Here is a 24,459-nt window from a genome sequence, read left to right as displayed (position 1 = left end):
GAGCCAAAGTGTTGGTTGGAGAATAACAAATTTAACGAAAAATTAAAATCTTGCGAGTTTGACCAAGCTAGCAAACTGGAACTAAAGTTGCTGAAAAACTTAGTCAAACCCCGCCTTTTTTACTATAGGGTTAGAAAGTAGAGCCTATTATCAAGTACGCTGAGTTAAAACCTTGCTCGGTTTGACCATAAGCTAAAATGATCGGGCCAATCGGTGAATCAACCCCTGTAAAAGCCGATCCGGCGACATACATAGAGTCACTGTTCCAGTTAGAATCAGAATTAGTCCATACCCCGCCATACTCTAATGACGCTCCCAGATATACGGGAGAACGGAATAAACCAAAATCATTTTCAAACCACTTATAACGGTACACTAAACTGGTATAAGCTTTATTTCGCCCTAATAAACTGTCTCTTGGAATACCCGATAAATGCAAAAAGCCACCAAGTTCTAGAGGATCTATTGGTACACCTTCGCTTTCTGTATCCACCACACTGTATTCAAATCGGCCAACTAATGAATGCTTTTGATAACTTTTAGCAATCATAAAGTTGGTGTTAATTTCAGATGCGATCTCACTCGATTCACCATCATACTTATCGCTAGAGTATAAGTACTCTACATCAGCATAATAGCCTTTACTCGGAAAACTAAAGTCATCCAGTGTGTCTAGACGATATCGAACATAAGCCCCCTGGCGAGTGTAGTCACTATCACCAAATGAAGGTAAACCTGTAAGACTAGTATTGCCGTTGGTATAACGAATACCTAAACGAATTTCTTGCCATAACGTTGGTTGATAACCAATAGAGAGATCACCGATCCACTTCTTATAATCAATCGGTAATGAATTTTCGGTATCCGTTAACTGGGTACTGCCTTCTGAGTCTTGGTTAGGGTTATTCGCATCTGGGATAAAGAAGTTAGATTTTTCGTCACTATAAGTGGATGCCGCTGAAATGAAGTAATTTTGGTTATAAGTAAAGGGAACATACAGCTCAAGCCCAAAAAGCTTATCGGTTCCAATTTCAACATTACTGCGCAATTCCGCGCCAAGACTTCCTATATCGGTAAAATTACTGGTTAAACCAATCGAATACTTACTGGAACTTTTAAAGTTATCTTCCATAAAGAAACGAAAATCGACGTAGTTTGGCCCCCACTCTTTTTCATTAACCTGAATATTAAGGTCTGTCGTTCCATCTTTATTGTCTTTGTAGCTATAAGAAACACGTTCGAAACGATCGAGGGCATATAAATCACGAATTTTCAGTTCTATTTCTTCACTGGTGTACTGTTCCCCAGGCTTAATCCCTAAACGGTTTAACAATACATTTTCGTGGTAATGACTATTATTTTCGACATGAACTTGTTTGATTTCTAACTCAGGCCCACGTTTAAATTGCTTTCTCTTGGCAAGCTTAGCTAGCTGATAAGATTCATAGTTATCAGCTGAAATGGAGTATCTCTGTAATTGCGGTTTTTGTTCGACTGCCGCTTGATAGCCTTTATCGTAGGCTTCGGGCATTTGTGAAAAGTCTGTGGTACTCATTTTCCCGACAGCAGGATGCAGCAATACATCATTTGGTGTTAACAGATCGCTTTGTGCTTGAGTACTACGCCGCACCAGATAATTGGACAACTGATTACCGACATTTAAAAACGTTTTTAGTTGGTCTTCGGTTTGGTAATCAGTACTGATATCGACAGCAATAACGACATCTGCCCCCATCGAACGAGCCAACTCCACCGGCATATTGTCGGTCACCCCACCATCTACTAGCAACATACCTTTATATTGATATGGAGGTAGCGCACCGGGTACTGACATACTTGCCATCATGGCATCAACAATTTCACCATCGCCCATCACAACAGGTTTTAAATTAACAATATCGGTGGCAACAGCACGGTAATGAACGGGTAACTCATCAAAGGAATCAAAAGGTGGGAGGTTACCTGTACTTTGGCGTAAGATTTGTAGCATATTTTGGCCTTGAACCACGCCTTTAGGCATTTTAACTTCAAGCCAACGTAAACCTAGATCGGTATGTAACTGATAACGGTCATCGTATTCTTTATCACGAACTCGGCGCTCACTACGCCCTACTCGATCATGATAACCAGAGTTCCAATCAATACTTTGTACGGTTTCTTCGATTTCTTCAGCGCTCATCCCTAGTGCGTAAAGACCACCAACATAAGACCCCATGCTGGTACCAGTAACAATATCGACCGGAATATGCATTTCTTCTAACGCTTGTAGTACCCCAATATGCGCTGCGCCTTTGGCTCCACCGCCCGCTAACACGACTGCAATAGTAGGTCGGGTCGAGCCATCAGGCATCACTTGTTGGGCATTAACCGACCAACACACTAGTGGAAGCGTGACAATTCCAAATAACAAACGCGCGATTTTCAACAAAACATCCTTATTAATATTGAATAGCCGATATCCATATTCACAAAAGTGAGTTTCAGCAGCGGTCTATTAAATCACAACCTCATAAAAATTCCGCTATTAAAAATCAAATAACGACTTCAACCAACGGCTTGGGTTGTTTTTACATTGATCTTTGAGATCACCGTTCACATCCCACTGGGGTAATTCAATATCACCGCCGCAATCTGCTTGATAGCCACCAGACTGAGTTTGTTCAAAATGAGTGGTGACAATTTTACTAGGCCACGGCAAGGTTAAACGTTCCGGTGCACGCTGAGCTAGATAATTAGCATAAGTTCTTAATGAGCCACTGGCGCCGGTTAATTTGGTCGGTTTATTGTCATCACGACCAGTCCAAATCGTGACTACTTCACGGCCATCGACTCCAACAAACCAACTGTCACGGCTATCATTACTGGTACCCGTTTTCGCTGCGAGAGTTGCCCAACCATACTGTCCTTGTAAAGAACGACTGGTGCCTTCGCTGACAACCTTTTTCATAATATAAGTCGTCAGCCATGCCGCTTGCTGAGGTACCTGCTGCGATGCTCTCGGTATGCTTTCATATAACACATTGCCATCCACATCCATTACTGTTCTTAATGCGGTTAATGGCGCTCGTTTACCTGAATTGGTGATTGTCTGGAACATTTGTGACACTTGATATGGCGTCAAGGTAAATGAACCTAAAAACATCGAAGGAACAGGGCGAATTTCTTGCTTATCAATACCGAGCTTAGTCAACGTTTCCATCACCGCAGGAATGCCTAGTTGCATACCAAGATTCACGGTAGGAACGTTAAGAGAGCGCGCCATCGCTTGATACAAAGGCACTTCACCACGGAATTTACGGTCATAGTTTTTCGGCGACCAAGTCTTACCTTGCTTATTGGTTAAGGTGATCGCTTTATCATCAATCGTAGTACCTAGGTTGTATTTTTCTGGTTGCTCTAACGCGGTTAAATACACTGAAGGTTTAGCGAGTGAGCCTATCTGACGGCTGGCGCTTAAAGCACGGTTAAAGCCATCAAAGCCACTATTACGACCACCTATCATGGCGCGAATTTCACCAGTTTGGCGATCAACGGCAACTACCGCAGTTTGTAAGCCTTTACCAGAGCGTTGCTCTAATTGTGGCAGCGTCTTAGTCACCGCTTGTTCAAGGTAGGTTTGTGAAACCGGATCTAGCGTCGTAAACAAACGTAACCCAGTATCGGCTTTAAATTTATCGCCGACCTTATCTTTTAGCTCGCGTTGTAATTGCTCAAAATAAGCCGGTTGACGCTTACCTAGGTGTGGGTTGTTTTGCAAATCAAGATCTCGACTGACCGCCTGGCTGTACTGTGACGCGGTTAAGATGTTTTGCGTCATCATCAGCTCAAGCACTAAGTCTCGACGCTCTTGAGTTCGTTCAGGGTGGCGAATTGGATTGTAATAAGATGGTCCTTTCACCATACCAACTAGCATAGCCAATTGATCGATACGTAACTCTTGTAGCGGCTGACCAAAATAATAACGCGAGGCCAAGGCAAAACCGTGGATCGCTTCTCCGCCATTTTGACCTAGGTACACTTCATTTAAGTAAGCTTCTAAAATTTTATCTTTGCTAAAACGATAATCTAAAATCACCGCAATATAAGCTTCTTTAAACTTACGCCATAAGGTCTTCTCGCTACTTAAGAATAAGTTTTTCGCCAATTGCTGAGTTAAAGTACTACCACCTTGTACCGCACGCCCAGCTTTTAAGTTAACAACAAAAGCACGAGCAATCGCTAATGGTGCGACCCCGCCATGCTGGTAGAAATCACGGTCTTCGGTTGAAAGTAACGCCGCTACCATAGCTTCAGGAAATTGCTCACGTTTTAAGAATAAGCGGGTTTCTTGCTTTTTCGCTTCTAGCATACCGAGCATTTTCGGCTCAATGCGTAAGAAACCTAAATCTGCTTTTGATTCTAATGATTGGATGCGCTTCAGGCCGTTATTATCAAAGTACATCATCACATGACGTGCTGGCTCCGGACCATTTTCAAAGGTAAACGGGCGACGGAATAACTCAATTTTGGTCGATGAGGCAGAGTATTCACCTTCACGCATTGGATTGGCGACTTTACGGTAATTCAGAACATCAAGCTCCTGACGCACTTTGGTGATCGTCTGGTTACTACCCGGCTCAAGGGTCATCACTCTGGCGTACACGACGGTTGGCAGTTCAAATAATTGCCCAGCAAAACGTTGCGTCACCACACCATTTAAATAAAACCCTGCTGCCACCATAAAGGCGATAAACACTAAGCCTAATTTCCAACCGATGCTCCATAGCTTTTGCAACCATGTTTTTTTCTTCGGTGGCGTTTTTCGCCCTCGGGCAGGCCCTGCTTTACGAGTCGATTTAGCGGTTGATTTTGCCGCAGGTTTACGGCGCGTTGTGGTGGTTTTCTTTGGTGTGTTCAATGTATTGCCTTTTTATTTGCGACGCATATAGCCAAGTAACGTCAAGGTATAGTACGTGCAACATCCATGATATGACGGCCGAGCCATCTCAATTTACGAAAAATGTCGTTTTGTTTTAGTCGTGGCGACATGATTAGCTGGATCATCCGGCCAAACATGTTTGGGATAACGCCCTTTCATTTCTTTTTGTACTTCTTTATATGCCCCTTGCCAAAATCCCGCTAAGTCTTGAGTGATCTGCAAAGGGCGTTGCGCCGGAGAAAGCAATTCTAGCACGAGCTTTTTGCGTCCTTGAGCAATTAATGGTGAATCCGACTCACCAAACACTTCTTGCATGCGAACTGAGAGTACTGGCTCCGCGCCCGCTTGATAGCGAATGGCTTTGTTAGTACCCGTAGGTAAACGGTAATGCGTGGGTAACCAGTTATCAATTTCTTGATTGAGTGGCCAACCTAGGTACGACAATAACGCTTGCGATAACGGTATTTGCTTTATTTTGGCAACGCTATCTATTCCTACCATGTAAGGCTCAAGCCATTGTTCGAGTTTTGCTAAAAGAATGTCATCACTCATCGCAGGCCAATCTTGCTCTGGCATCCATTCAATGCCATTTCTAATTCGATTCAATAAGTTAGTGCTAGATTTATCCCAAGACAGTACCGATAAACCTTTGCGGCGAATATAATCGAGAATAGCCGCTTGCTTAAGTAACGGGTCGATATCGTTAATGACTTGCTTTTCTAAGACTAAAGCCCCTAATCGGCGTTGTTTTTCCGCGCTGACACAGCCTCTTGCTTCTAGCCATTGAACATGATCGACACTTTCTATTTGCTCAGTAAAGATCCGTTCGATATCTTGCTTTGCGACTCTCACCGCACGAAAGATCTGACTGGCCATCGAATGAGAAGGACGCATTAAATCGATCGCCACGATTAAGTCACTCTCAAGGTGAGGCTTATTCGATAAAAAGTAATTCGCTAATCCATGTCGCTCATCCATAGTTGCGCCATGACCATTGGCCAATAAAAACTGACCTTGACCATTTGCTCGACTCTGAGCGATGCGATCAGGAAAAGCCAGCGCAACACAACTACCAATTAACTGACTATCCACCTGCTTAATATCAAATAGCACGCCACAAGCTCTACCGACTTGCTGACTACGACGCACTAAAACAGCAGTTTTATTGTGACTACCTTGGCTCCAACGATGCCAATCTTGAGTGATATCTTGGCTGTTCTTTTCCGGCTCTTCTAACATCGCCAGTGTCGCTAATGCAGTATGGTAGTAGTCATCGCCTAAATCTTTCGCTCTGAGCAACATTGCCGCGAAACGAGGCTCTACTCCTAACTTTTGACTGTGTTGACCATAAGTAGTCAATTGTCCTTGAGGATTCACTAACCTTAGCGATTTCAATAACCCTTTGGCTTGTTGCAAGTTTGATTGTGGAGGTAGATCAAGCCAAGACAGCTCATCGGCAGCATTGGCTCCCCAAAACAGCAATTCCATTTGTAGGCTAGTTAAATCGCTATGCAGAATTTCTGCTTGTGGCACAACCGGTTGCTGCTTAAGGCTTTCTTGGCTGTATAAACGAATACAAACACCCGCTTCTAGTCGCCCGGCTCGTCCAGCCCTTTGCTCGGCCGAAGATTGTGCAATCATTGCTTGTTCCAGCCGCGTGATACCGGTTTTCGGGTCAAACCTTGCCACACGCTCGAACCCCGAATCCATCACCATACGAATGCCTTCAATGGTTAAACTGGTCTCAGCAATATTAGTTGCCAACACGACTTTTCGTCGCCCGGATTCACTGGCTGCGATAGCCGATTGCTGCGCCTTGGCATCGAGTTGGCCGTACAAAGGACAAATATCAATGCCTTGCTCTGATAGACTTGATTCAGATAAATCGAGATCTTCAAGATTGGCAGCTAATTGACGAATTTCCCGCGCGCCGGGCAGAAACACCAACATCGAGCCAGGCTCTTTTGCTAGCCATAAAGGAATAAGTTGAGTGAGTCGCGGCACTAGGTATTGATTGGCGGCTAAAGGGGCATTGTGATATTCAATCGGAAAACCTCTCCCCTCAGATTCGATATAACCCGATTGAGGCATCAGTTTTTTTAGCGCTTGCTGATCTAGGGTTGCCGACATCAATAAAATCTTTAAATCATCACGTAATGCTTGTTGAGCTTCCAGACAAAAAGCCAGCGCAGTGTCGGCATGAATACTACGCTCGTGAAACTCATCAAAAATCACCAAGCCAATCCCATTAAGTTCAGGATCGTTTTGGATCATCCGAGTCATCACCCCTTCGGTGACGATTTCTAAACGTGTGTTGGCACTGACTTTCGATTCACCTTTAACACGAAAACCCACCGTTTGACCGACGCTTTCACCTAGTTGCTTTGCCAAGTAATGAGCAATATTTCGAGCCGCTAAACGACGCGGCTCCATCATGATGATCTTGCCTTGTAGCCCAATATCATCCGCACCAGACTGCAGTAGTACTTTAGGAAGATAGGTCGATTTACCGGCTCCGGGGGCTGCTTTCAGAATCACTTGCGAATGGCTACGCAACGTCGACAGCAAGTCCTCGATAACTGAAACGATGGGAAGTTGTGACAAGGGTAAATCCTTATGTCATGATGAATTGACGCTGATTCTACCCAATAAGCTTAATGCCATCAAAATAAAGGCCATCGAAAACCATCATGATTTTTTATCCTCCTTTGCAATCTGCCACTTTAATCAAACGTTATAAGCGCTTTCTTGCCGATGTCACCTTGCCAGATGGTGAAATCAAAACCATGCATTGTGCTAATACTGGAGCCATGACCGGTTGCGCCGAGCCTGGCAATCAAGTGTGGTATTCGACATCTGACAATCCTAAGCGCAAATACCCCAATAGTTGGGAGTTATCGGTCACGCCACAAGGCGACACTATTTGCATTAATACCGCCAAAGCCAATGCCTTAGTAGTCGAAGCGATTGAACAACAAAAAATCCCTGAATTGGCGGGTTATCAAAACCTTCGCACTGAAGTGAAATACGGTAGTGAAAACAGCCGCATTGATATCTTGCTGGAGCCTCATTCCAATACCGTTCTGCAATCGCCACATGCTAACCAAGATTGCTATATCGAAGTGAAAAGCGTGACATTACTGCAAGATGAATTTGGCGCAGGGCGTGGCTTCTTTCCTGATGCGGTGACTACCCGCGGACAGAAACATTTACGCGAGTTAATGGAAATGGTGCAATCTGGGCACAGAGCGGTACTTTTTTTCGCTGTTTTGCATTCAGGGATTGAAAAAGTCTCTAGCGCCCACCATATAGACTCAAATTATTCACAACTTTTAAAGCAAGCAAAAGAAGTTGGTGTTGAGGTGATCTGCTATAAAGCGCAACTATCACCCGAGCGAATAGAATTGGCGTCACCCATTGAATTTATTGACTAGACTTTGTTTAAATCAAAATCTTTTTATTCAAATTCACATTCAACAATCTATTTGTTTGCCAAGCAAGATTCTTTCTGCTATATGTACCGCCCTTGTTAACCAGCGATTGGTTAAAAAGAGCAAGTAGGAGCGCTGTATGCCAGAACTAAACAAGAAAAAAACGCTAGGCATTCTAGCCATTGCGGGTGTTGGGCCATATCAAGAGAAAGCCGGTGAAGAATACATGTCACCAGAGCAAATGGCTCACTTTTCAAAAATTTTAAAAGCATGGCGTGACCAGCTTCATGAAGAAGTTAGTCGCACTATGAGCCATATGAAAGACGAAGCAGCCAACTTCCCTGATCCGGTTGACCGTGCATCACAAGAAGAAGAGTTCAGCTTAGAGTTACGTAACCGTGACCGCGAGCGTCGTCTTATCAAGAAAATTGAAAAAACACTGATCAAAATCGAAGATGATGACTTTGGTTTCTGTGAATCTTGCGGCATTGAAATCGGCATTCGTCGTTTAGAAGCAAGACCAACAGCGGATCTTTGTATCGACTGTAAAACCCTAGCTGAGCTTAAAGAAAAGCAAATGCAAGGTTAATAGCACCATCAAAGTCGCCTCTATACCACGGTATCTAACCTAAGGTTTAGAGGCGATTTTTTTGCACGTAAGATTTATTTGATGTCTACCTATATCGGTCGCTTTGCCCCATCCCCTTCTGGGCCTTTACACTTTGGCTCACTAGTTGCCGCACTTGGCAGCTATTTTCAAGCGAAATCACAAAATGGCCAATGGCTAGTTCGAATGGAAGATCTCGATCCTCCGAGAGAAATGCCGGGCGCAGCAAGCTTAATTTTATCTACTTTAGAAAGTTATGGTTTGCACTGGGATCAATCCGTGGTTTATCAAAGCCAACGCCACCAGCGCTACCAAGAACAAATCGAAACTTGGCTACAATCAGGCCATGCCTATTACTGCCAATGTACTCGCAAGCAAATTAAGCAATCCGGTGGTTTTTACCTAGGAACTTGTCGAGACCAAGCTATTCAAAGCCCAGAAAACTGCTCTATCCGTCTTAAAGTCGATGAAGCCATTCAACAATTTTACGATGATAAACACGGCACAATTCAAATCCCGCAGCAATTAGCGCAAGAAGATTTTATTATCAAACGCCGAGATGGATTATTTGCCTATAACCTAGCAGTAGTACTCGATGATATTGATCAAGGGATCACACAAGTCGTCAGAGGCGCGGATTTAATCGAACCAACTGGTCGACAAATTAACCTGTATCGCACCTTACAACAGCCTGAAGTCAGCTATATTCATCTACCTTTAGCGGTGGATGCGCAAGGCAATAAATTATCCAAGCAAAACCATGCGCCAGCGGTGGATATCAAGAACCCCAAGCACACTTTAATTCAAGTGATGCGCTTTCTTGGTTTTAGTCTCCCGAGTGACTTTGCGTCCGCTAGCATAGAGCAAATATTGCAATGGGGATGCCAAAATTGGACGCTTGCTCAACTGCCCAACTCGCTAAAGGTCGATTCACCATTCTAAAATGAGGCTAGCTAGGCTATCATTGGCGAAATTTTTAGCTTTGCTTTGAATATTTGTTCTCGCTGTAGAATTTAGTCATCGCAGCATTACCAACACTACTGAGGTGGGTTATTTTCACTCAAGCTGCTAATTTGTGTCGTAAACTATTTACCAACACAAAATCCGACCAATCGAGCTCAGCGCAGAACTGCTCAAATGGAGACGTTAACCTGAACATTATCACTCGCCAAGAGCATACGATTTCGCGCGCTCACATTAGTGACAACGCGCTGAAAGTGCTCTATCGATTACACAATCATGGCTACGATGCTTTTCTTGTCGGTGGCGGTGTACGCGACCTACTGCTAGACAAAGAGCCAAAAGATTTTGATATTGCCACCAATGCGACCCCAGAGCAGATCAAGCAACTGTTTCGCAATTGTCGTTTAATCGGCCGTCGCTTCCGTTTGGCACACATCATGTTTGGCCGCGAAATTATTGAAGTTGCCACTTTCCGTGGTCACCATCAAGAGCCTGAAAAGAATCAATCAGCCCAATCAAAAGAAGGCATGTTATTACGCGATAATGTCTACGGCACGGTAGAAGAAGATGCTGAGCGTCGTGATTTCACTATCAATGCCATGTATTACAACATTGCCGATTACAGCATTCATGATTACGCCAATGGCGTGAAAGATCTAAAAGCTGGCGTAGTCCGCATGATTGGTGATCCGGAAACCCGTTATCGTGAAGATCCAGTCCGCATGATCCGCGCCATTCGCTTTGCCGCTAAACTGGATATGACGATTGAGCCAAACACTGCCGCTCCAATCAAAGAGCTTGCTCATTTAATGACAGGTGTGCCAGCTGCGCGTTTATTTGAAGAGTCACTGAAACTACTGCAATCAGGCCAAGGTTGGGCAACCTACCAACTACTGCGTGAGTTTGATTTATTTTCGAGTCTATTCCCTACTGTGGCGCAATACTTCACCCCAGAGCAAGATTCTGATGTCGAACAAATGGTCGAAATTGCGTTAAAGTCGACTGATAAACGCATCAATGAAGGCAAGCGTATTAACCCTGCCTTTATGTTTGCTGCATTCTTATGGTACCCGCTACAAAAGCACGCCAAAGAATTAGCCGAAGTTCGCAAGATGAGCCATTACGATGCAATCATGATGGCCAGCAATCATATTCTCGATGAGCAAGTGCGTCATTTAGCGATCCCACGTCGTCATAGCGCAACCATTCGTGATATCTGGCAACTGCAACTACGTCTTACTCGTCGAACCGGTAAACGCGCCTTCCAGATGCTAGAGCTTAATAAGTTCCGTGCCGGCTTTGATATGCTCGAAATGCGCGGCAAAGTCGAACAAGGCCAAACCGAAGAATTAGCCTTGTGGTGGCAAGAGTTCCAAGATGCGCCATCGGTTCATCGTCAAAATATGGTACAAGCCTTAGGCGCGCCAAAACCCACTGGTCGCCGTCGTAAACGTCCACACGCTAAGAAAAAAATCGCGAAACCAAAGGCTCAAGAATGATCACCGCCTACATTGCCATCGGCAGTAATTTAGCCGAACCAGTAGAACAAGCGAAACGAGCTATTGAAGCGTTGCGTGATCATCCCCATATTAAGCTTATTGCTTGCTCGTCGTTGTATTCCAGTACTCCGATGGGCCCACAAGATCAGCCTGACTACATTAATGCCGTCGCTGAAATACAAACAGAATTATCACCTCTTGAGCTACTCGATAACACCCAAGCTATCGAGCAACAACAAGGGCGTGTTCGCAAAGAAGAACGTTGGGGACCAAGAAGCTTAGATCTCGATATTCTGCTTTATGGCGATCAAATGATTGATAACGAACGTTTAACCGTGCCTCATTACGGCATGAAAGTACGTGAGTTTGTTATCTACCCGCTGTTTGAAATTGCCCCGAATTTATCTCTCCCGGATGGGACAGAGCTCAAGTCACTGCTCGACAGTATCGACCGTAACGGGCTCTCTATTTGGCAAGCTTAGACCGATAAGTTTGTTGTATAAGGACCAAATAATGAAAAAAGTATCCATTAACACTTTAATCAAGTGGAAACAGGATGGTCGTAAGTTTGCGACATCAACCGCTTATGACGCCAGCTTTGCTCAGTTGTTTGAACAACAAGAAATACCATTATTATTAGTTGGCGATTCACTCGGTATGGTACTGCAAGGCGAAGAAAGCACTTTACCAGTGACCATTGAAGATATTGCCTACCACACTCGCTGCGTGCGCGCTGGTAGCCCAAATTGCTTATTAATGGCTGACATGCCATTTATGAGCTATGCCACGCCTGAACAGGCCTATAAAAATGCTGCGGTTCTTATGCGTTCAGGGGCGAATATGGTGAAACTGGAAGGCGGAAGCTGGTTAGTTGAAACCGTAAAGCAACTGACAGAACGTTCTGTACCAGTGTGTGCTCACCTTGGCTTAACGCCGCAATCAGTCAATATTTTTGGCGGTTTCCGTATTCAAGGCCGTGAACAAGAAAAAGCTCAGCAGATTATTGATGATGCCATCGCACTGCAAAATGCCGGTGCACAAATTCTGGTATTAGAGTGCGTACCAAGTCAATTAGCCAAACGCGTCACTCAAGAGCTTCACATTCCCGTGATTGGCATTGGCGCAGGAAAACATACCGATGGCCAAATTCTAGTAATGCATGACATGTTTGGTATTTCAGCCAACTATATGCCTAAATTTTCAAAAAACTTTTTAACCGAAACCGGCAGCATGCAAGCCGCTGTTCAGCAATATATTCAAGATGTTGAAGCTGGGGTATTCCCTGGCCCAGAGCATAGCTTTGAATAGTTTTGTGCTGATATAAGTAAGGAACAAGTATGCAAACTTTTGCCGATATTCTCTCTCTAAGAGAACAGCTTAAAAGCGCACGTCGCGATGGTCGTCGTATCGCTTTTGTCCCAACAATGGGCAACTTACACGAAGGTCACCTCACACTGGTTCGCAAAGCCCGTGAACACGCAGATCTTGTAGTGATCAGTATTTTTGTCAACCCAATGCAGTTTGAGCGTTCTGATGACTTAAACAACTACCCAAGAACACTGGATGATGACCTCAGCAAACTAAATGCTGAAGGCGTCGATTTTGTGTTCACACCTACGCCAGAAATCATCTACCCAGAAGGCTTAGATAAACAAACCTTTATCGAGGTTCCGGGGTTATCACACATACTAGAAGGCGCATCTCGCCCAGGGCATTTCCGTGGCGTAAGCACTATCGTGACTAAGCTGTTTAATATCGTTCAACCGGATGTCGCTTGCTTTGGCGAGAAAGATTTCCAACAGCTAGCCGTGATCAAAAAAATGGTGATGGACCTTGCTTTGGATATTGAGGTTATCGGCGTACCAACCGTTCGTGAATTAGATGGACTCGCGATGAGTTCACGTAACGGACTATTAAGTTTGAGTGAGCGTCAAAGAGCCCCAGTACTCGCAAGAACCATGCGTTGGATTGGCAGCCAAATTCGTGGTGGACGTGATGATTATGCATCGCTACTAGAAGATGGCAACGATCAACTACGTGCAGCAGATTTAGATCCGGATGAAATCTTTATTCGTGATGCAGAAAGCCTGCAATTACCAAGCGAAGACACCACTCAAGTTGTGATTTTGATGTCAGCATTCCTAGGTAAAGCACGTTTAATTGATAACCTAGTGGTTGAGCTTAACCCGCAGACTAGTCAAGAAAGCGGCACGGAAGAAGAGTAATTGTACCTTTTTCGAGTCTCGGGCGCGCTGCTGCTCGTGGCTCGATAAGAAAAAAAGCCTGAACATTCCACAAGATGTTCAGGCTTTTTGGTATTTATTGAAAATAAAATCTAGCTACGTAAACCAATACCACGTGACACTAAATAATACGCCACGCTATACAGTGCCACGATAAACACCATCAATACGCCAAATGAGGTGTAGATACCCACATCGGAAACCCCTAGGAAGCCGTAACGGAAAGCATTGACCATATAAACGATTGGATTGATTTTCGACACGCCTTGCCAAAATTCCGGTAGCAGGCTAATCGAATAAAATACCCCACCAAGGTATGTCAGTGGTGTTAAAACAAAGGTCGGAATAATCGAAATATCATCAAAGGTATCGGCAAATACCGCATTAATCAGTCCACCTAGTGCAAACACTACCGAGGTAAAAAAGACCGTCGAGATAATGATAAACCAATGATGAACTTGAAGATCAACAAAAAACAGCGAGACACCTGTTACCATCGCGCCAACCATTAAGCCACGAGTTACCCCGCCCATCACATAGCCACAAATAATAATATGATGAGGCACCGGTGCCACCAGCAACTCTTCAATGTTCTTCTGAAATTTTGCGCTAAAGAAGGACGAAGCCACATTGGAATAAGAGTTAGTGATCACCGACATCATGATCAGGCCCGGCACGATATATTCCATATAACTGAAGCCGTTCATTTCACCAATGCGTGAGCCGATTAAGTTACCAAAAATAATAAAGTACAGAGTCATCGTGATCGCTGGCGGTACGATAGTTTGCACCCAGATACGCATAAAGCGACGAATCTCTTTAGTAACTAAGCTTTTAAATGCAGTCCAATATAACTCTGCCATTACAGGGTTGCTCCTTGTGCTTGTTTTTTCTCAGCATTTGTCTTTTCACCATTGCGTACGATAGTGACAAATAATTCTTCTAATCGGTTGGCTTTATTGCGCATCGATAATACCTGTACACCTTGAGCCGTTAATTGCTCAAATACTCGGTTTAAGCCCTGAGTCTTATCAATTTCTACTTCTAGGCTGTTCGGCGAAAAATGCGTGATATTTGCATCTTCAAGTACTGGCGCTTGCTCGCAATCTTGCAGATCAAGAATAAAAGTTTCGACATGCAGTTTATTCAACAAGGCTTTCATCGAAGTATTTTCGATTACTTCACCGCGGTTGATAATGCCGATATTACGACACAGCATTTCCGCTTCTTCTAGGTAGTGAGTCGTCAGAATAATCGTTACGCCCTCTTGGTTGATCGTTTTCAAAAACTCCCACATTGAACGACGTAACTCAATATCTACCCCAGCGGTTGGCTCATCGAGAATCAGTAACTTAGGCTCATGCATCAATGCGCGAGCAATCATCAAGCGGCGCTTCATACCACCAGATAGGTTACGTGCACGCTCATTACGCTTTTCCCATAGATCGAGCTGCGAGAGGTACTTTTGAGCGCGTTCCTTGGCTAAAGAGACTGACACGCCATAATAACCCGCTTGTTGCATCACGATTTGCTCAACCGTTTCAAATGGGTTGAAGTTAAATTCTTGTGGTACTAAACCTAGTTGTTGCTTGGCTTTGACTAAATCAGTATCAATGTCATAGCCGAACACTTTAACTTGGCCTGAAGTTTTATTAACTAGTGAGCTGATCACGCCAATGGTAGTCGATTTACCTGCGCCATTTGGGCCTAGTAGTGCGTAAAAATCGCCTTGCTCAACGTTGAGTGAAACCCCTTTCAGCGCTTCGACACCGCCCGCATAGACTTTACGTAACGCTTGAATTTCTAATGCATACATAATATTTTTTACCCTGAATTGATGATTTGATCACAAATCGGATTTGATTTTTATCAGTCTTGTGTATAGTTAGGCAGATCAATGAGGAAGATAACATGCCAGACATTAAACAGTTATTTGAAAATAACTCGACTTGGGCTCAGTCGATTAAATCAGAACGCCCTGAGTTTTTCGCTAAATTAGAAGAATCACAACACCCTGAATACCTATGGATAGGTTGTTCGGATAGTCGAGTACCCGCTGAGCGTCTTACCGGACTCTACTCGGGTGAATTGTTTGTTCACCGTAATGTGGCAAACCAAGTTATTCATACTGACCTCAACTGCTTATCAGTGGTTCAATATGCAGTCGATGTACTAAAAGTTAAACATATCATCATTTGTGGCCACTACGGTTGTGGCGGTGTACAAGCATCTATTGATAATCCAAACCTTGGCCTTATCAACAACTGGTTGCTGCACATCCGTGATTTATATCTAAAACACCGTAACTGGCTTGGCCAATTCCCGAAAGAAGAGTGGGCCAATAAACTGTGTGAAATCAACGTTGCCGAACAAGTTTACAACCTAGGTAACTCTACCGTGCTTCAACAAGCTTGGGAACGCGGCCAAAAAATTGAAATTCACGGTTGGGTATACGGTATTGGTGATGGTGTTCTTAATGACCTAGGCGTTCGTTGCAACAGTCGTGAGTCACTTGAAATCTCTCACCAAGCTTCTCTGGCTAAAATCTTAAATGAAGATAACCCAGAAAATCTAAACATATAACTCAATTAAACGAGTGAATAGTTAATAAAAGAGCGACCGATTTGGTCGCTCTTTTTTGTTGTTACAGCAAGAATACTGACTTTTGTTTCACTCTACCAATGATCTTGATTCATAGTGAACATCACTGGCAAGAATAGTCTACTGATTCTTCCTATTACTCTTGTGGCACTACCTTACCGATATAAGGCAAGTGACGGTAGTTTTGCGCGTAGTCGATACCCACACCAACCACAAATTCATCTGGAATTTCAAAGCCAATCCATTTTGCATCAACGTGTACTTCACGGCGAGATGGCTTATCAAGAAGAGTACAAATCTCAATTGAGTTTGGTTCGCGAATTTCTAAAATTTCACACACTTTACTTAGCGTGTTGCCAGTATCGATGATGTCTTCAACCAACAGTACGTCTTTACCTTTAATATCATCATCAAGATCTTTTAAGATTCGCACATCACGAGTACTAGTCATGCTGTTTCCGTAACTAGAAGCGGTCATAAAATCGATTTGATGATTAACCTCGATAGAGCGAGACAAATCTGCCATAAATACATACGAACCACGTAGTAGGCCAATAATCACCAAATTTTCGGATCCTTGATAATGCTCAGCAATAGACTTGCCTAGCGCTTTCACTCGATCTTGCACTTCCTGTTCAGAGATCATTACTTCTACAGTGTGTTTCATACTTTTCTCAATATTTAGATTTTGCAGCAAAATAAGTTTTACTCAATCAGCAAAACTTTGACGTCAAGCTATCTATTCTAGCACTGCAAGCCCTTAACGTTAACTTTTACCCGCGACAATCTTTCTATTGATGATGTTTTAATCAGATTGACACATGAATCAACCAAGGTAGACTTATTCATATAATAAATATAAGAAACATTACTATACTCATTTATAGAGCTATCCATCTCGCACATTTGATACCGGAATCAACTAGGTGAGAAACACTTAAATAGGCTCATTTTAGGACTTTTGATATGGATATGATTACGAAACGCCCAAGGACTCGATTAAACCCAGAAAAAAGAAAATTACAATTATTAGAAATTGGCATAGAGGTATTCGCGCGACGTGGTATTGGCCGCGGTGGACATGCGGATATTGCCGAAATAGCCCAAGTATCTGTCGCCACCGTTTTTAATTACTTCCCCACTCGCGAAGATCTTGTTGAAGCGGTATTAAGCGACGTTGAACAACACTTTGCCGATTTTTTAAATCAAAATATCGATCATTCACTTCCAGTAAGACAAAATCTAGACAACCTTTGCCATCAATTAATCGATACCGTATTAGATGATACACAATGGATTAAGATTTGGTTTGAATGGAGCACTTCCACTCGAGATGATGTGTGGCCATTATTTGTGGCAACTCATGGGAAGCATCAACAATATTTCCGTGACCTTTTCTCAAGCGCGATTAAAAATGGCGAATTAGAAGAAAAACATAACCCTGGTAATATTGCTAAGCTTTTCCATGGCCTATGTTATTCCCTCTTTATTCAAGCCAACCGCACGCCAGATAAACAGTACCTAACCAAGCTGATCACTAGCTTCTTGGATATGTTGTGTATTTATAAACGCTAGGCATATTGGTTAATAAGGCCACCAGACCATTATTTAGTTTAGATTATTCGTCGTTTTTCGAGATTCGAGATTCGAGATTCGAGATTCGAGATTCGAGATTCGAGATTCGAGATTCGAGATTCGAGATTCGAGATTCGAGATTCGAGATTCGAGATTAAATTATAAAACAAAAGAGCCGCACAGTTTAACCTGTGCGGCTCTTCTTTATCTCAGTTCGACTTAATATCGAGCCAGGATATATTACTTCTTACGCTTTACTGCTTTTGCATTTGGAAGGTCAGTGATAGTACCTTCAAATACTTCCGCCGCTAGGCCAACAGATTCGTGTAGTGTTGGGTGAGCGTGGATAGTTAATGCGATATCTTCTGCATCACAACCCATTTCGATCGCAAGACCGATTTCACCTAGCAATTCACCACCGTTAGTACCGACGATAGCGCCACCGATTACGCGGTGAGTTTCTTTATCGAAGATAAGCTTAGTCATACCTTCAGCACAATCAGAAGCGATTGCACGGCCTGATGCAGCCCAAGGGAAGGTAGCCGTTTCGTATTTAATACCTTCTTCTTTTGCTTCTTTTTCAGTCTTACCAACCCATGCAACTTCTGGCTCAGTGTAAGCAATTGATGGAATGACTTTCGGGTCGAAGTAGTGTTTCTTACCAGAAATAACTTCAGCCGCTACGTGACCTTCATGCACACCTTTGTGAGCCAACATTGGTTGACCAACGATGTCACCGATCGCGTGGATGTGAGGAACGTTAGTACGCATTTGCTTATCAACATTGATGAAACCACGCTCATCAACTTCGATACCTGCTTTTTCAGCGTCCATTAGTTTACCGTTTGGAACACGGCCAATCGCAACAAGAACGGCATCGTAACGCTCAGCTTCTGCTGGCGCTTTTTTGCCTTCCATTGAAACGTAGATACCATCTTCTTTCGCTTCAACCGCGGTTACTTTAGTTTCAAGCATTAGGTTGAATTTGTCTTTGATTTGCTTAGTGAACACTTTAACAACGTCTTTATCCGCTGCTGGAATCACTTGATCAAACATTTCAACTACATCGATTTGAGAACCTAGCGAGTGGTACACAGTACCCATTTCTAGACCGATGATACCGCCGCCCATTACAAGAAGTTTTTTCGGTACTTCTTTCAATTCTAGCGCGTCAGTTGAATCCCAGATACGTGGGTCATCATGTGGGATAAATGGCAGTTTAATTGGACGAGAGCCCGCTGCAATGATCGCGTTATCAAAAGTAAGCGTTGTTTTTTCTTCGCCTTCCACTTCTAGGGTGTTAGGACCTGTGAATTTACCAAAGCCATTCACAACGGTTACTTTACGTTGTTTCGCCATACCAGCAAGACCGCCAGTTAGCTGAGTAATTACTTTATCTTTCCATACACGGATTTTATCGATGTCAGTTTGAGGCTCACCGAATACTACGCCGTGTTCCGCCATTGCTTTGGCTTCTTCAATTACTTTAGAAACGTGAAGTAATGCTTTTGATGGGATACAACCCACGTTTAGACATACACCACCTAGAGTGCTGTAACGTTCAACAAGAACCGTTTCTAAACCTAAATCTGCACAACGGAATGCTGCTGAGTAACCAGCAGGACCTGCACCAAGTACCACGACTTGTGCTTTAATTTCTTTGCTCATTTTGACCTCGTTATAGTCATTTAATCCCTGACAAGCTGACGGTTCCCATTTGTACGATGATGAATAAACGGGAGTGAATTATCTATTTCAGAATTACAGTCAGTTTATCGACTTGTTAACGGTCTGAAAAGTGATTCACGTTAGCCTGTGAGCTAGACAACATTCTTTTTTACTTGAGTCATATTACGTGAAAAATCAATACAGTTTATTCGCGTAACAGTAAAATCTTGTTCAAAAAATAAGGTGGCCGCTGAGCCACCCTATTTTATTTCATTACAGTACCAAACGGCGGATGTCTGATAGACAACCATTTAGGTAAGTAATGAAGCGCGCACCTTCTGCACCATCGATCACGCGGTGATCGTAAGATAGAGAAAGTGGAAGCTGTAGGCGTGGTTCAAATTCTTTACCATTCCATACTGGCTTCATTTCAGATTTAGATACCCCAAGGATACCTACTTCTGGTGCGTTAACGATTGGAGTAAACGCTGTACCACCGATACCGCCAAGGCTTGAAATTGTGAAACAACCGCCTTGCATATCAGAAGCAGTCAGTTTACCTGAACGTGCTTTCTTAGAAATCACAGCCAGCTCTTCAGATAGCTCGTAAATGCCTTTCTTGTTCACGTCTTTAAATACAGGAACAACAAGACCGTTTGGCGTATCAACTGCGATACCAACGTTTACGTATTTCTTAAGAATGATGCTTTCGCCATCTTCAGAAAGAGAAGAGTTAAACGCTGGGAATGCTTCTAGCGCTTTAGCGACTGCTTTCATGATGAACACAAGTGGTGTGATCTTCATGCCAGTGTCTTTCTTCGCTTCGATTGCGTTTTGCTCTTTACGGAACGCTTCTAGTGCTGTGATATCTGCATTGTCCCACTGTGTAACGTGCGGGATCATTACCCAGTTACGGTGCAGGTTAGCGCCAGAGATTTTCTTAATCTTAGACAGTTTCTGTACTTCAGTTTCGCCGAACTTGCTGAAGTCCACTTTTGGCCAAGGAAGAAGACCTAGTGCACTGCCGTCGCCATTGCAAGATGCTGCTGCACCAGACTCTAGACGTTTTAGTGCATCTTTTACGAAGTTTTGTACGTCTTCTTTCAAGATACGGCTCTTACGACCAGACCCTTTCACTTTTGCTAGGTTTACACCGAACTCACGTGCTAAACGACGAACCACAGGAGAAGCATGAGCGTACTCATTGTTCTCTTGGAAATCACCCGTTGATGCAGGCGCTTGAGCCGCTGCTGGAGCTGGAGTTGAAGCCGATGCAGGTGCCGCAGCTTGAGCTGGAGCCGCCGCTTGTGGTGCAGGTGCTGCGCCAGCGACTTCAAATACCATGATCAATGAACCCGTTGATACTTTATCACCGGCATTGATTTTGATTTCTTTTACTACGCCAGCAAATGGTGCTGGAACTTCCATAGAAGCTTTGTCGCCTTCAACCGTGATCAAAGATTGCTCTTCTTCAACGGTATCGCCAACTGCAACCATCACTTCAGTGACTTCAACTTCATCGCCGCCGATATCAGGAACGTTCACTTCTTTTGCAGCAGAGGCTACTGGAGCAGAAGCTGCCACTGGCGCCTCAACTGCAGCTGTTGCCGCTGGAGCGCCTGAGCCTGCCACTTCAAATACCATGATAAGTGAGCCAGTCGTCACTTTATCGCCAGTATTCACTTTAAGTTCTTTAAGAACACCCGCAAAAGGAGCTGGTACTTCCATTGAAGCTTTATCGCCTTCAACCGTCAGTAGAGATTGCTCTTCTTCAATGCTGTCACCGATAGCAACCATGATTTCAGTTACTTCAACTTCATCACCGCCGATATCAGGAACGTGTACTTCTTTTAACTCAGAAGCTGCAGGGGCTGCTGCTGGAGCTGCTTCTGCTTTTGGAGCTTCTGCCGCTGGAGCCGCTGTTGCGCCTTCAGCTTCAAATACCATGATAAATGAACCAGTTGAAACTGAATCACCTACATTGATTTTAATTTCTTTTACTACGCCAGCTTGTGGTGCAGGAACTTCCATTGAAGCTTTATCGCCTTCAACCGTAATAAGAGACTGCTCTTCTTCAACCTTGTCACCAACGTTTACTAGAATCTCAGTAACTTCAACCTCATCGGCACCAATGTCAGGTACATTAATTTCGATTGTCATTATTCTTTCCTTTTTTGATTGAAGTGCGCAGCATGTATTTTGTCATGCTACGCACCTTCATTCTTATGCGTTTCGTGAATTAAGCGTGCAGTGGGTTGATTTTGTCTGCATCGATGTTGAATTTAGCAATCGCTTCAGCAACCACTGATTTTTCAATATCACCACGCTTAACTAGCTCAGTTAGAGCAGCAACCACAACATAACCCGCGTTCACTTCGAAGTGACGACGTAGGTTTTCACGGCTATCAGAACGACCGAAGCCATCAGTACCCAATACTTTGTAAGACTCAGCAGGTACGAATGCACGTACTTGGTCTGCGTAGTTCTTCATGTAGTCCGTCGCAGCAATAGCAGGTTCTGAACCTAGTACTGTTGAGATGTAAGGTACTTTTTGCTCAGCTTCTGGGTGAAGCATGTTGTAACGCTCAACTTCTTGACCATCACGAGTCAGTTCGTTGAAAGAAGTTACTGAGTAAACATCAGACGCTACGCCGTAATCATCGCTTAGGATCTGCGCTGCTTTACGAACTTCGTTCATGATAGTACCTGAGCTCATTAACTGAACTTTCGACCCTTTCCCTACTAACGAAGAATTACCTGCGTAAGTTTCTAGCTTGTAGATACCACGACGGATGCCTTCTTCAGCGCCTTCTGGCATTGCTGGCATGTGGTAGTTCTCGTTCATTACGGTTAGGTAGTAGTAAACGTTCTCTTGCTCACCGTACATGCGACGAATACCGTCTTGCATGATAACTGCCACTTCATAAGCGAAAGTAGGATCGTAAGAAATACAGTTAGGTACCGTGTTCGCCATGATGTGCGAGTGGCCATCTTCGTGCTGTAGACCTTCACCGTTAAGCGTTGTACGACCAGCTGTAGCACCTAGTAGGAAGCCACGAGCTTGTTGGTCACCAGCCATCCACGCCATGTCGCCCACACGTTGGAAGCCGAACATTGAGTAGTAGATGTAGAATGGAATCATTGGCAAGTTGTTGGTGCTGTATGATGTTGCCGCAGCAACCCATGAAGACATAGCACCTAGCTCGTTGATACCTTCTTGTAGAACTTGACCTGAAGTCGCTTCTTTGTAGTAAGACACTACACCGCGGTCTTCTGGAGTATAAGTTTGGCCATTCGGGTTGTAGATACCGATTTGACGGAACAGACCTTCCATACCAAAAGTACGAGCTTCATCAGCAATAATTGGTACTACGTTTTTGCCAATACCTTTGTCTTTCAACAAGATATTTAATGAACGAACAAACGCCATCGTAGTTGATATGTCACGCTTTTGCTCAGTAAGCAATGCGTCGAAATCACCTAGCTGTGGAATTTGTAACTCTTCAGTAAAGTTAGGTAGACGCTGAGGCGTGTAACCGTGTAGAGCTTTACGACGAGCATGTAGGTATTCGTACTCTTTAGAACCTTCTTCTAGCGTTAGGTAAGGAAGCTCTTTCACTTTCTCATCAGATAGAAGTTCTTGTAGGCCTAAACGATCACGTAGGTGAAGAACATGCGTCATGTCCATTTTCTTCACTTGGTGTGCAATGTTCTTACCTTCAGCCGCTTCACCCATGCCGTAACCTTTAACAGTTTTAGCTAGGATAACCGTTGGACGGCCTTTAGTGTCTTGTGCGTTTTTGTAAGCTGCGTATAGCTTAGAAGACTCGTGACCACCACGCTTAAGTGCGAAGATTTCGTCATCAGTCATATCGGCAACAAGTGCTGCAGTTTCAGGGTATTTACCGAAGAAGTGTTCACGTACGTAAGCACCATCTTTCGATTTAAATGTTTGGTAATCGCCATCGATGGTTTCGTTCATCAATTGCAGCAATTTACCTGAAGTATCTTTAGCAAGTAGTGAATCCCAGTTGTTACCCCAGATCACTTTAACTACATTCCAACCTGCGCCTTTAAATAGACCTTCAAGTTCTTGAATGATGCTGCCGTTACCCATAACCGGGCCATCTAGACGCTGTAGGTTACAGTTGATTAGGAAACATAGGTTATCCAGTTTTTCACGAGCAGCGAAAGAAATCGCACCGCGTGATTCTGGCTCATCCATCTCACCATCACCTAGGAACGCGTAAACACGTTGCTCAGAAGTATCTTTCATGCCACGACCTTCAAGGTACTTCAAGAAGCGCGCTTGGTAGATAGCAGAAATTGGACCTAGGCCCATAGATACTGTCGGGAACTGCCAGAATTCAGGCATTAATTTAGGGTGTGGGTATGAAGGGATACCTTTACCATCAACTTCTTGACGGAAGTTATCAAGTTGCTCTTCAGTTAAACGACCTTCTAGGAAAGCACGTGCGTAGATCCCTGGAGAGATGTGACCTTGATAATAAACTAAATCGCCGCCGTCTTTTTCATTTGGCGCACGGAAGAAGTGGTTGAAACATACTTCGTAGAACGCAGCAGAAGACTGGTAAGAAGCCATGTGGCCGCCTAGCTCTAAGTCTTTCTTTGATGCACGCAATACAATCATTACCGCATTCCAACGGATGATCGCACGGATGCGACGCTCTAACGTAGTATCACCAGGATATGCCGGCTCTTGTGCTGCCGGAATGGTGTTTACATAGTTAGTGTTGATGCCAGTTGGCATGTCTACACCGTCTAAACGGGCTTTATCTAACACTTGCTCTAATAGATATTGAGCGCGCTCGACACCTTCTTCACGTACCACTGATTCAAGGGCTTGTAACCAATCTTGAGTTTCCAGTGCATCAACGTCATTATTAATGACTTCAGACATGGCGATCTATCCTTTTGTTGGTTTGACAGATTA

18 protein-coding genes are annotated in these 24,459 nt (G+C 43.8%); 9 read left to right on the top strand and 9 right to left on the bottom strand.

What is annotated here, in order from left to right; genetic code table 11:
• Positions 1-130: 130 nt before the first annotated feature.
• The 3 genes from L3V25_RS13420 to hrpB all read right to left on the bottom strand — a co-directional run bounded on the left by L3V25_RS13420 (position 131) and on the right by hrpB (position 7,522).
• On the bottom strand, positions 131-2,425 hold the full coding sequence (locus tag L3V25_RS13420; protein ID WP_237296021.1) for a patatin-like phospholipase family protein: 2,295 nt from the start codon (positions 2,423-2,425) through the stop codon (positions 131-133).
• Between the two features lie 99 nt (positions 2,426-2,524).
• Positions 2,525-4,897 (bottom strand): penicillin-binding protein 1B, encoded by a 2,373-nt coding sequence (mrcB, locus tag L3V25_RS13415; RefSeq protein WP_237296020.1) that lies wholly within the window; start codon positions 4,895-4,897, stop codon positions 2,525-2,527.
• Between the two features lie 93 nt (positions 4,898-4,990).
• Complete coding sequence (gene hrpB, locus L3V25_RS13410; protein ID WP_267135496.1) at positions 4,991-7,522, bottom strand: ATP-dependent helicase HrpB; 2,532 nt, start codon at positions 7,520-7,522, stop codon at positions 4,991-4,993.
• An 86-nt stretch (positions 7,523-7,608) separates the two neighbouring features.
• Here hrpB and sfsA point away from each other — a divergent pair, with 86 nt between their 5' ends.
• The 7 genes from sfsA to panC all read left to right on the top strand — a co-directional run bounded on the left by sfsA (position 7,609) and on the right by panC (position 13,643).
• Positions 7,609-8,352 carry a DNA/RNA nuclease SfsA gene (gene sfsA, locus L3V25_RS13405; protein ID WP_237296019.1) on the top strand — a complete coding sequence of 248 codons (744 nt, stop codon included), beginning with the start codon at positions 7,609-7,611 and terminating at the stop codon, positions 8,350-8,352.
• A 136-nt stretch (positions 8,353-8,488) separates the two neighbouring features.
• Entirely contained in the window at positions 8,489-8,938 is a 450-nt protein-coding gene (gene dksA, locus L3V25_RS13400) for an RNA polymerase-binding protein DksA (RefSeq protein WP_237296018.1), read from the top strand.
• A gap of 81 nt (positions 8,939-9,019) precedes the next feature.
• Positions 9,020-9,898: a tRNA glutamyl-Q(34) synthetase GluQRS gene (gene gluQRS / locus L3V25_RS13395; RefSeq protein WP_237296017.1), complete on the top strand. Its 879-nt coding sequence runs from the start codon at positions 9,020-9,022 to the stop codon at positions 9,896-9,898.
• A gap of 131 nt (positions 9,899-10,029) precedes the next feature.
• Positions 10,030-11,418: a polynucleotide adenylyltransferase PcnB gene (gene pcnB, locus L3V25_RS13390; RefSeq protein ID WP_237296016.1), complete on the top strand. Its 1,389-nt coding sequence runs from the start codon at positions 10,030-10,032 to the stop codon at positions 11,416-11,418.
• Positions 11,415-11,900 (top strand): 2-amino-4-hydroxy-6-hydroxymethyldihydropteridine diphosphokinase, encoded by a 486-nt coding sequence (gene folK / locus L3V25_RS13385; protein WP_237296015.1) that lies wholly within the window; start codon positions 11,415-11,417, stop codon positions 11,898-11,900. The genes pcnB and folK overlap by 4 nt, the downstream gene beginning before the upstream one ends.
• 31 nt (positions 11,901-11,931) lie before the next feature.
• Positions 11,932-12,726: a 3-methyl-2-oxobutanoate hydroxymethyltransferase gene (gene panB / locus L3V25_RS13380; RefSeq protein ID WP_237296014.1), complete on the top strand. Its 795-nt coding sequence runs from the start codon at positions 11,932-11,934 to the stop codon at positions 12,724-12,726.
• Positions 12,727-12,755: 29 nt separating this feature from the next.
• Positions 12,756-13,643, top strand: a complete 888-nt coding sequence (panC, locus tag L3V25_RS13375) for a pantoate--beta-alanine ligase (RefSeq protein WP_237296013.1) — start codon at positions 12,756-12,758, stop codon at positions 13,641-13,643.
• Positions 13,644-13,753: 110 nt separating this feature from the next.
• Here panC and L3V25_RS13370 read toward each other — a convergent pair whose 3' ends face one another.
• The gene (locus L3V25_RS13370) at positions 13,754-14,524 is read right to left on the bottom strand and encodes an ABC transporter permease (RefSeq protein WP_237296012.1); all 771 of its coding nucleotides are present in this window, start codon (positions 14,522-14,524) and stop codon (positions 13,754-13,756) included.
• The gene (locus L3V25_RS13365; RefSeq protein WP_193001239.1) at positions 14,524-15,477 is read right to left on the bottom strand and encodes an ABC transporter ATP-binding protein; all 954 of its coding nucleotides are present in this window, start codon (positions 15,475-15,477) and stop codon (positions 14,524-14,526) included. The genes L3V25_RS13370 and L3V25_RS13365 overlap by 1 nt, the downstream gene beginning before the upstream one ends.
• Positions 15,478-15,572: 95 nt before the next feature.
• Between L3V25_RS13365 and can the strand changes: the two genes are divergently transcribed.
• Entirely contained in the window at positions 15,573-16,244 is a 672-nt protein-coding gene (gene can, locus L3V25_RS13360; protein WP_237296011.1) for a carbonate dehydratase, read from the top strand.
• Positions 16,245-16,398: 154 nt separating this feature from the next.
• On the opposite strand, the gene hpt is transcribed toward can, so the two are convergent.
• Positions 16,399-16,929, bottom strand: a complete 531-nt coding sequence (gene hpt / locus L3V25_RS13355; protein WP_237296010.1) for a hypoxanthine phosphoribosyltransferase — start codon at positions 16,927-16,929, stop codon at positions 16,399-16,401.
• Between the two features lie 299 nt (positions 16,930-17,228).
• Between hpt and L3V25_RS13350 the strand changes: the two genes are divergently transcribed.
• Positions 17,229-17,837 (top strand): TetR/AcrR family transcriptional regulator, encoded by a 609-nt coding sequence (locus tag L3V25_RS13350; protein WP_237296009.1) that lies wholly within the window; start codon positions 17,229-17,231, stop codon positions 17,835-17,837.
• Positions 17,838-18,077: 240 nt separating this feature from the next.
• On the opposite strand, the gene lpdA is transcribed toward L3V25_RS13350, so the two are convergent.
• The 3 genes from lpdA to aceE form a co-directional block, all read right to left on the bottom strand.
• A complete protein-coding gene (gene lpdA / locus L3V25_RS13345; protein ID WP_237296008.1) occupies positions 18,078-19,505 on the bottom strand; it encodes a dihydrolipoyl dehydrogenase in 1,428 nt (475 codons plus the stop codon).
• A gap of 273 nt (positions 19,506-19,778) precedes the next feature.
• Positions 19,779-21,665 carry a pyruvate dehydrogenase complex dihydrolipoyllysine-residue acetyltransferase gene (aceF, locus tag L3V25_RS13340; RefSeq protein ID WP_237296007.1) on the bottom strand — a complete coding sequence of 629 codons (1,887 nt, stop codon included), beginning with the start codon at positions 21,663-21,665 and terminating at the stop codon, positions 19,779-19,781.
• 79 nt (positions 21,666-21,744) lie between these two features.
• Entirely contained in the window at positions 21,745-24,426 is a 2,682-nt protein-coding gene (aceE, locus tag L3V25_RS13335; protein WP_237296006.1) for a pyruvate dehydrogenase (acetyl-transferring), homodimeric type, read from the bottom strand.
• Positions 24,427-24,459: the final 33 nt, after the last annotated feature.

Source organism: Vibrio sp. CK2-1, from assembly GCF_021726515.1.
GTDB lineage: Bacteria > Pseudomonadota > Gammaproteobacteria > Enterobacterales > Vibrionaceae > Vibrio.
The sequence above is the reverse complement of the archived record's forward strand: the minus strand, read 5'-3'. Positions and strand labels throughout refer to the sequence as shown.

Excerpts from the sequence above, each read along its gene's own strand:
- sfsA (WP_237296019.1), top strand. The coding sequence starts at position 7,609 with ATGATTTTTTATCCTCCTTTGCAATCTGCCACTTTAATCAAACGTTAT.
- dksA (WP_237296018.1), top strand. The coding sequence starts at position 8,489 with ATGCCAGAACTAAACAAGAAAAAAACGCTAGGCATTCTAGCCATTGCG.
- gluQRS (WP_237296017.1), top strand. The coding sequence starts at position 9,020 with ATGTCTACCTATATCGGTCGCTTTGCCCCATCCCCTTCTGGGCCTTTA.
- folK (WP_237296015.1), top strand. The coding sequence starts at position 11,415 with ATGATCACCGCCTACATTGCCATCGGCAGTAATTTAGCCGAACCAGTA.
- panB (WP_237296014.1), top strand. The coding sequence starts at position 11,932 with ATGAAAAAAGTATCCATTAACACTTTAATCAAGTGGAAACAGGATGGT.
- panC (WP_237296013.1), top strand. The coding sequence starts at position 12,756 with ATGCAAACTTTTGCCGATATTCTCTCTCTAAGAGAACAGCTTAAAAGC.
- L3V25_RS13370 (WP_237296012.1), bottom strand. The coding sequence starts at position 14,524 with ATGGCAGAGTTATATTGGACTGCATTTAAAAGCTTAGTTACTAAAGAG.
- L3V25_RS13365 (WP_193001239.1), bottom strand. The coding sequence starts at position 15,477 with ATGTATGCATTAGAAATTCAAGCGTTACGTAAAGTCTATGCGGGCGGT.
- can (WP_237296011.1), top strand. The coding sequence starts at position 15,573 with ATGCCAGACATTAAACAGTTATTTGAAAATAACTCGACTTGGGCTCAG.
- hpt (WP_237296010.1), bottom strand. The coding sequence starts at position 16,929 with ATGAAACACACTGTAGAAGTAATGATCTCTGAACAGGAAGTGCAAGAT.
- L3V25_RS13350 (WP_237296009.1), top strand. The coding sequence starts at position 17,229 with ATGGATATGATTACGAAACGCCCAAGGACTCGATTAAACCCAGAAAAA.
- lpdA (WP_237296008.1), bottom strand. The coding sequence starts at position 19,505 with ATGAGCAAAGAAATTAAAGCACAAGTCGTGGTACTTGGTGCAGGTCCT.
- aceF (WP_237296007.1), bottom strand. The coding sequence starts at position 21,665 with ATGACAATCGAAATTAATGTACCTGACATTGGTGCCGATGAGGTTGAA.
- aceE (WP_237296006.1), bottom strand. The coding sequence starts at position 24,426 with ATGTCTGAAGTCATTAATAATGACGTTGATGCACTGGAAACTCAAGAT.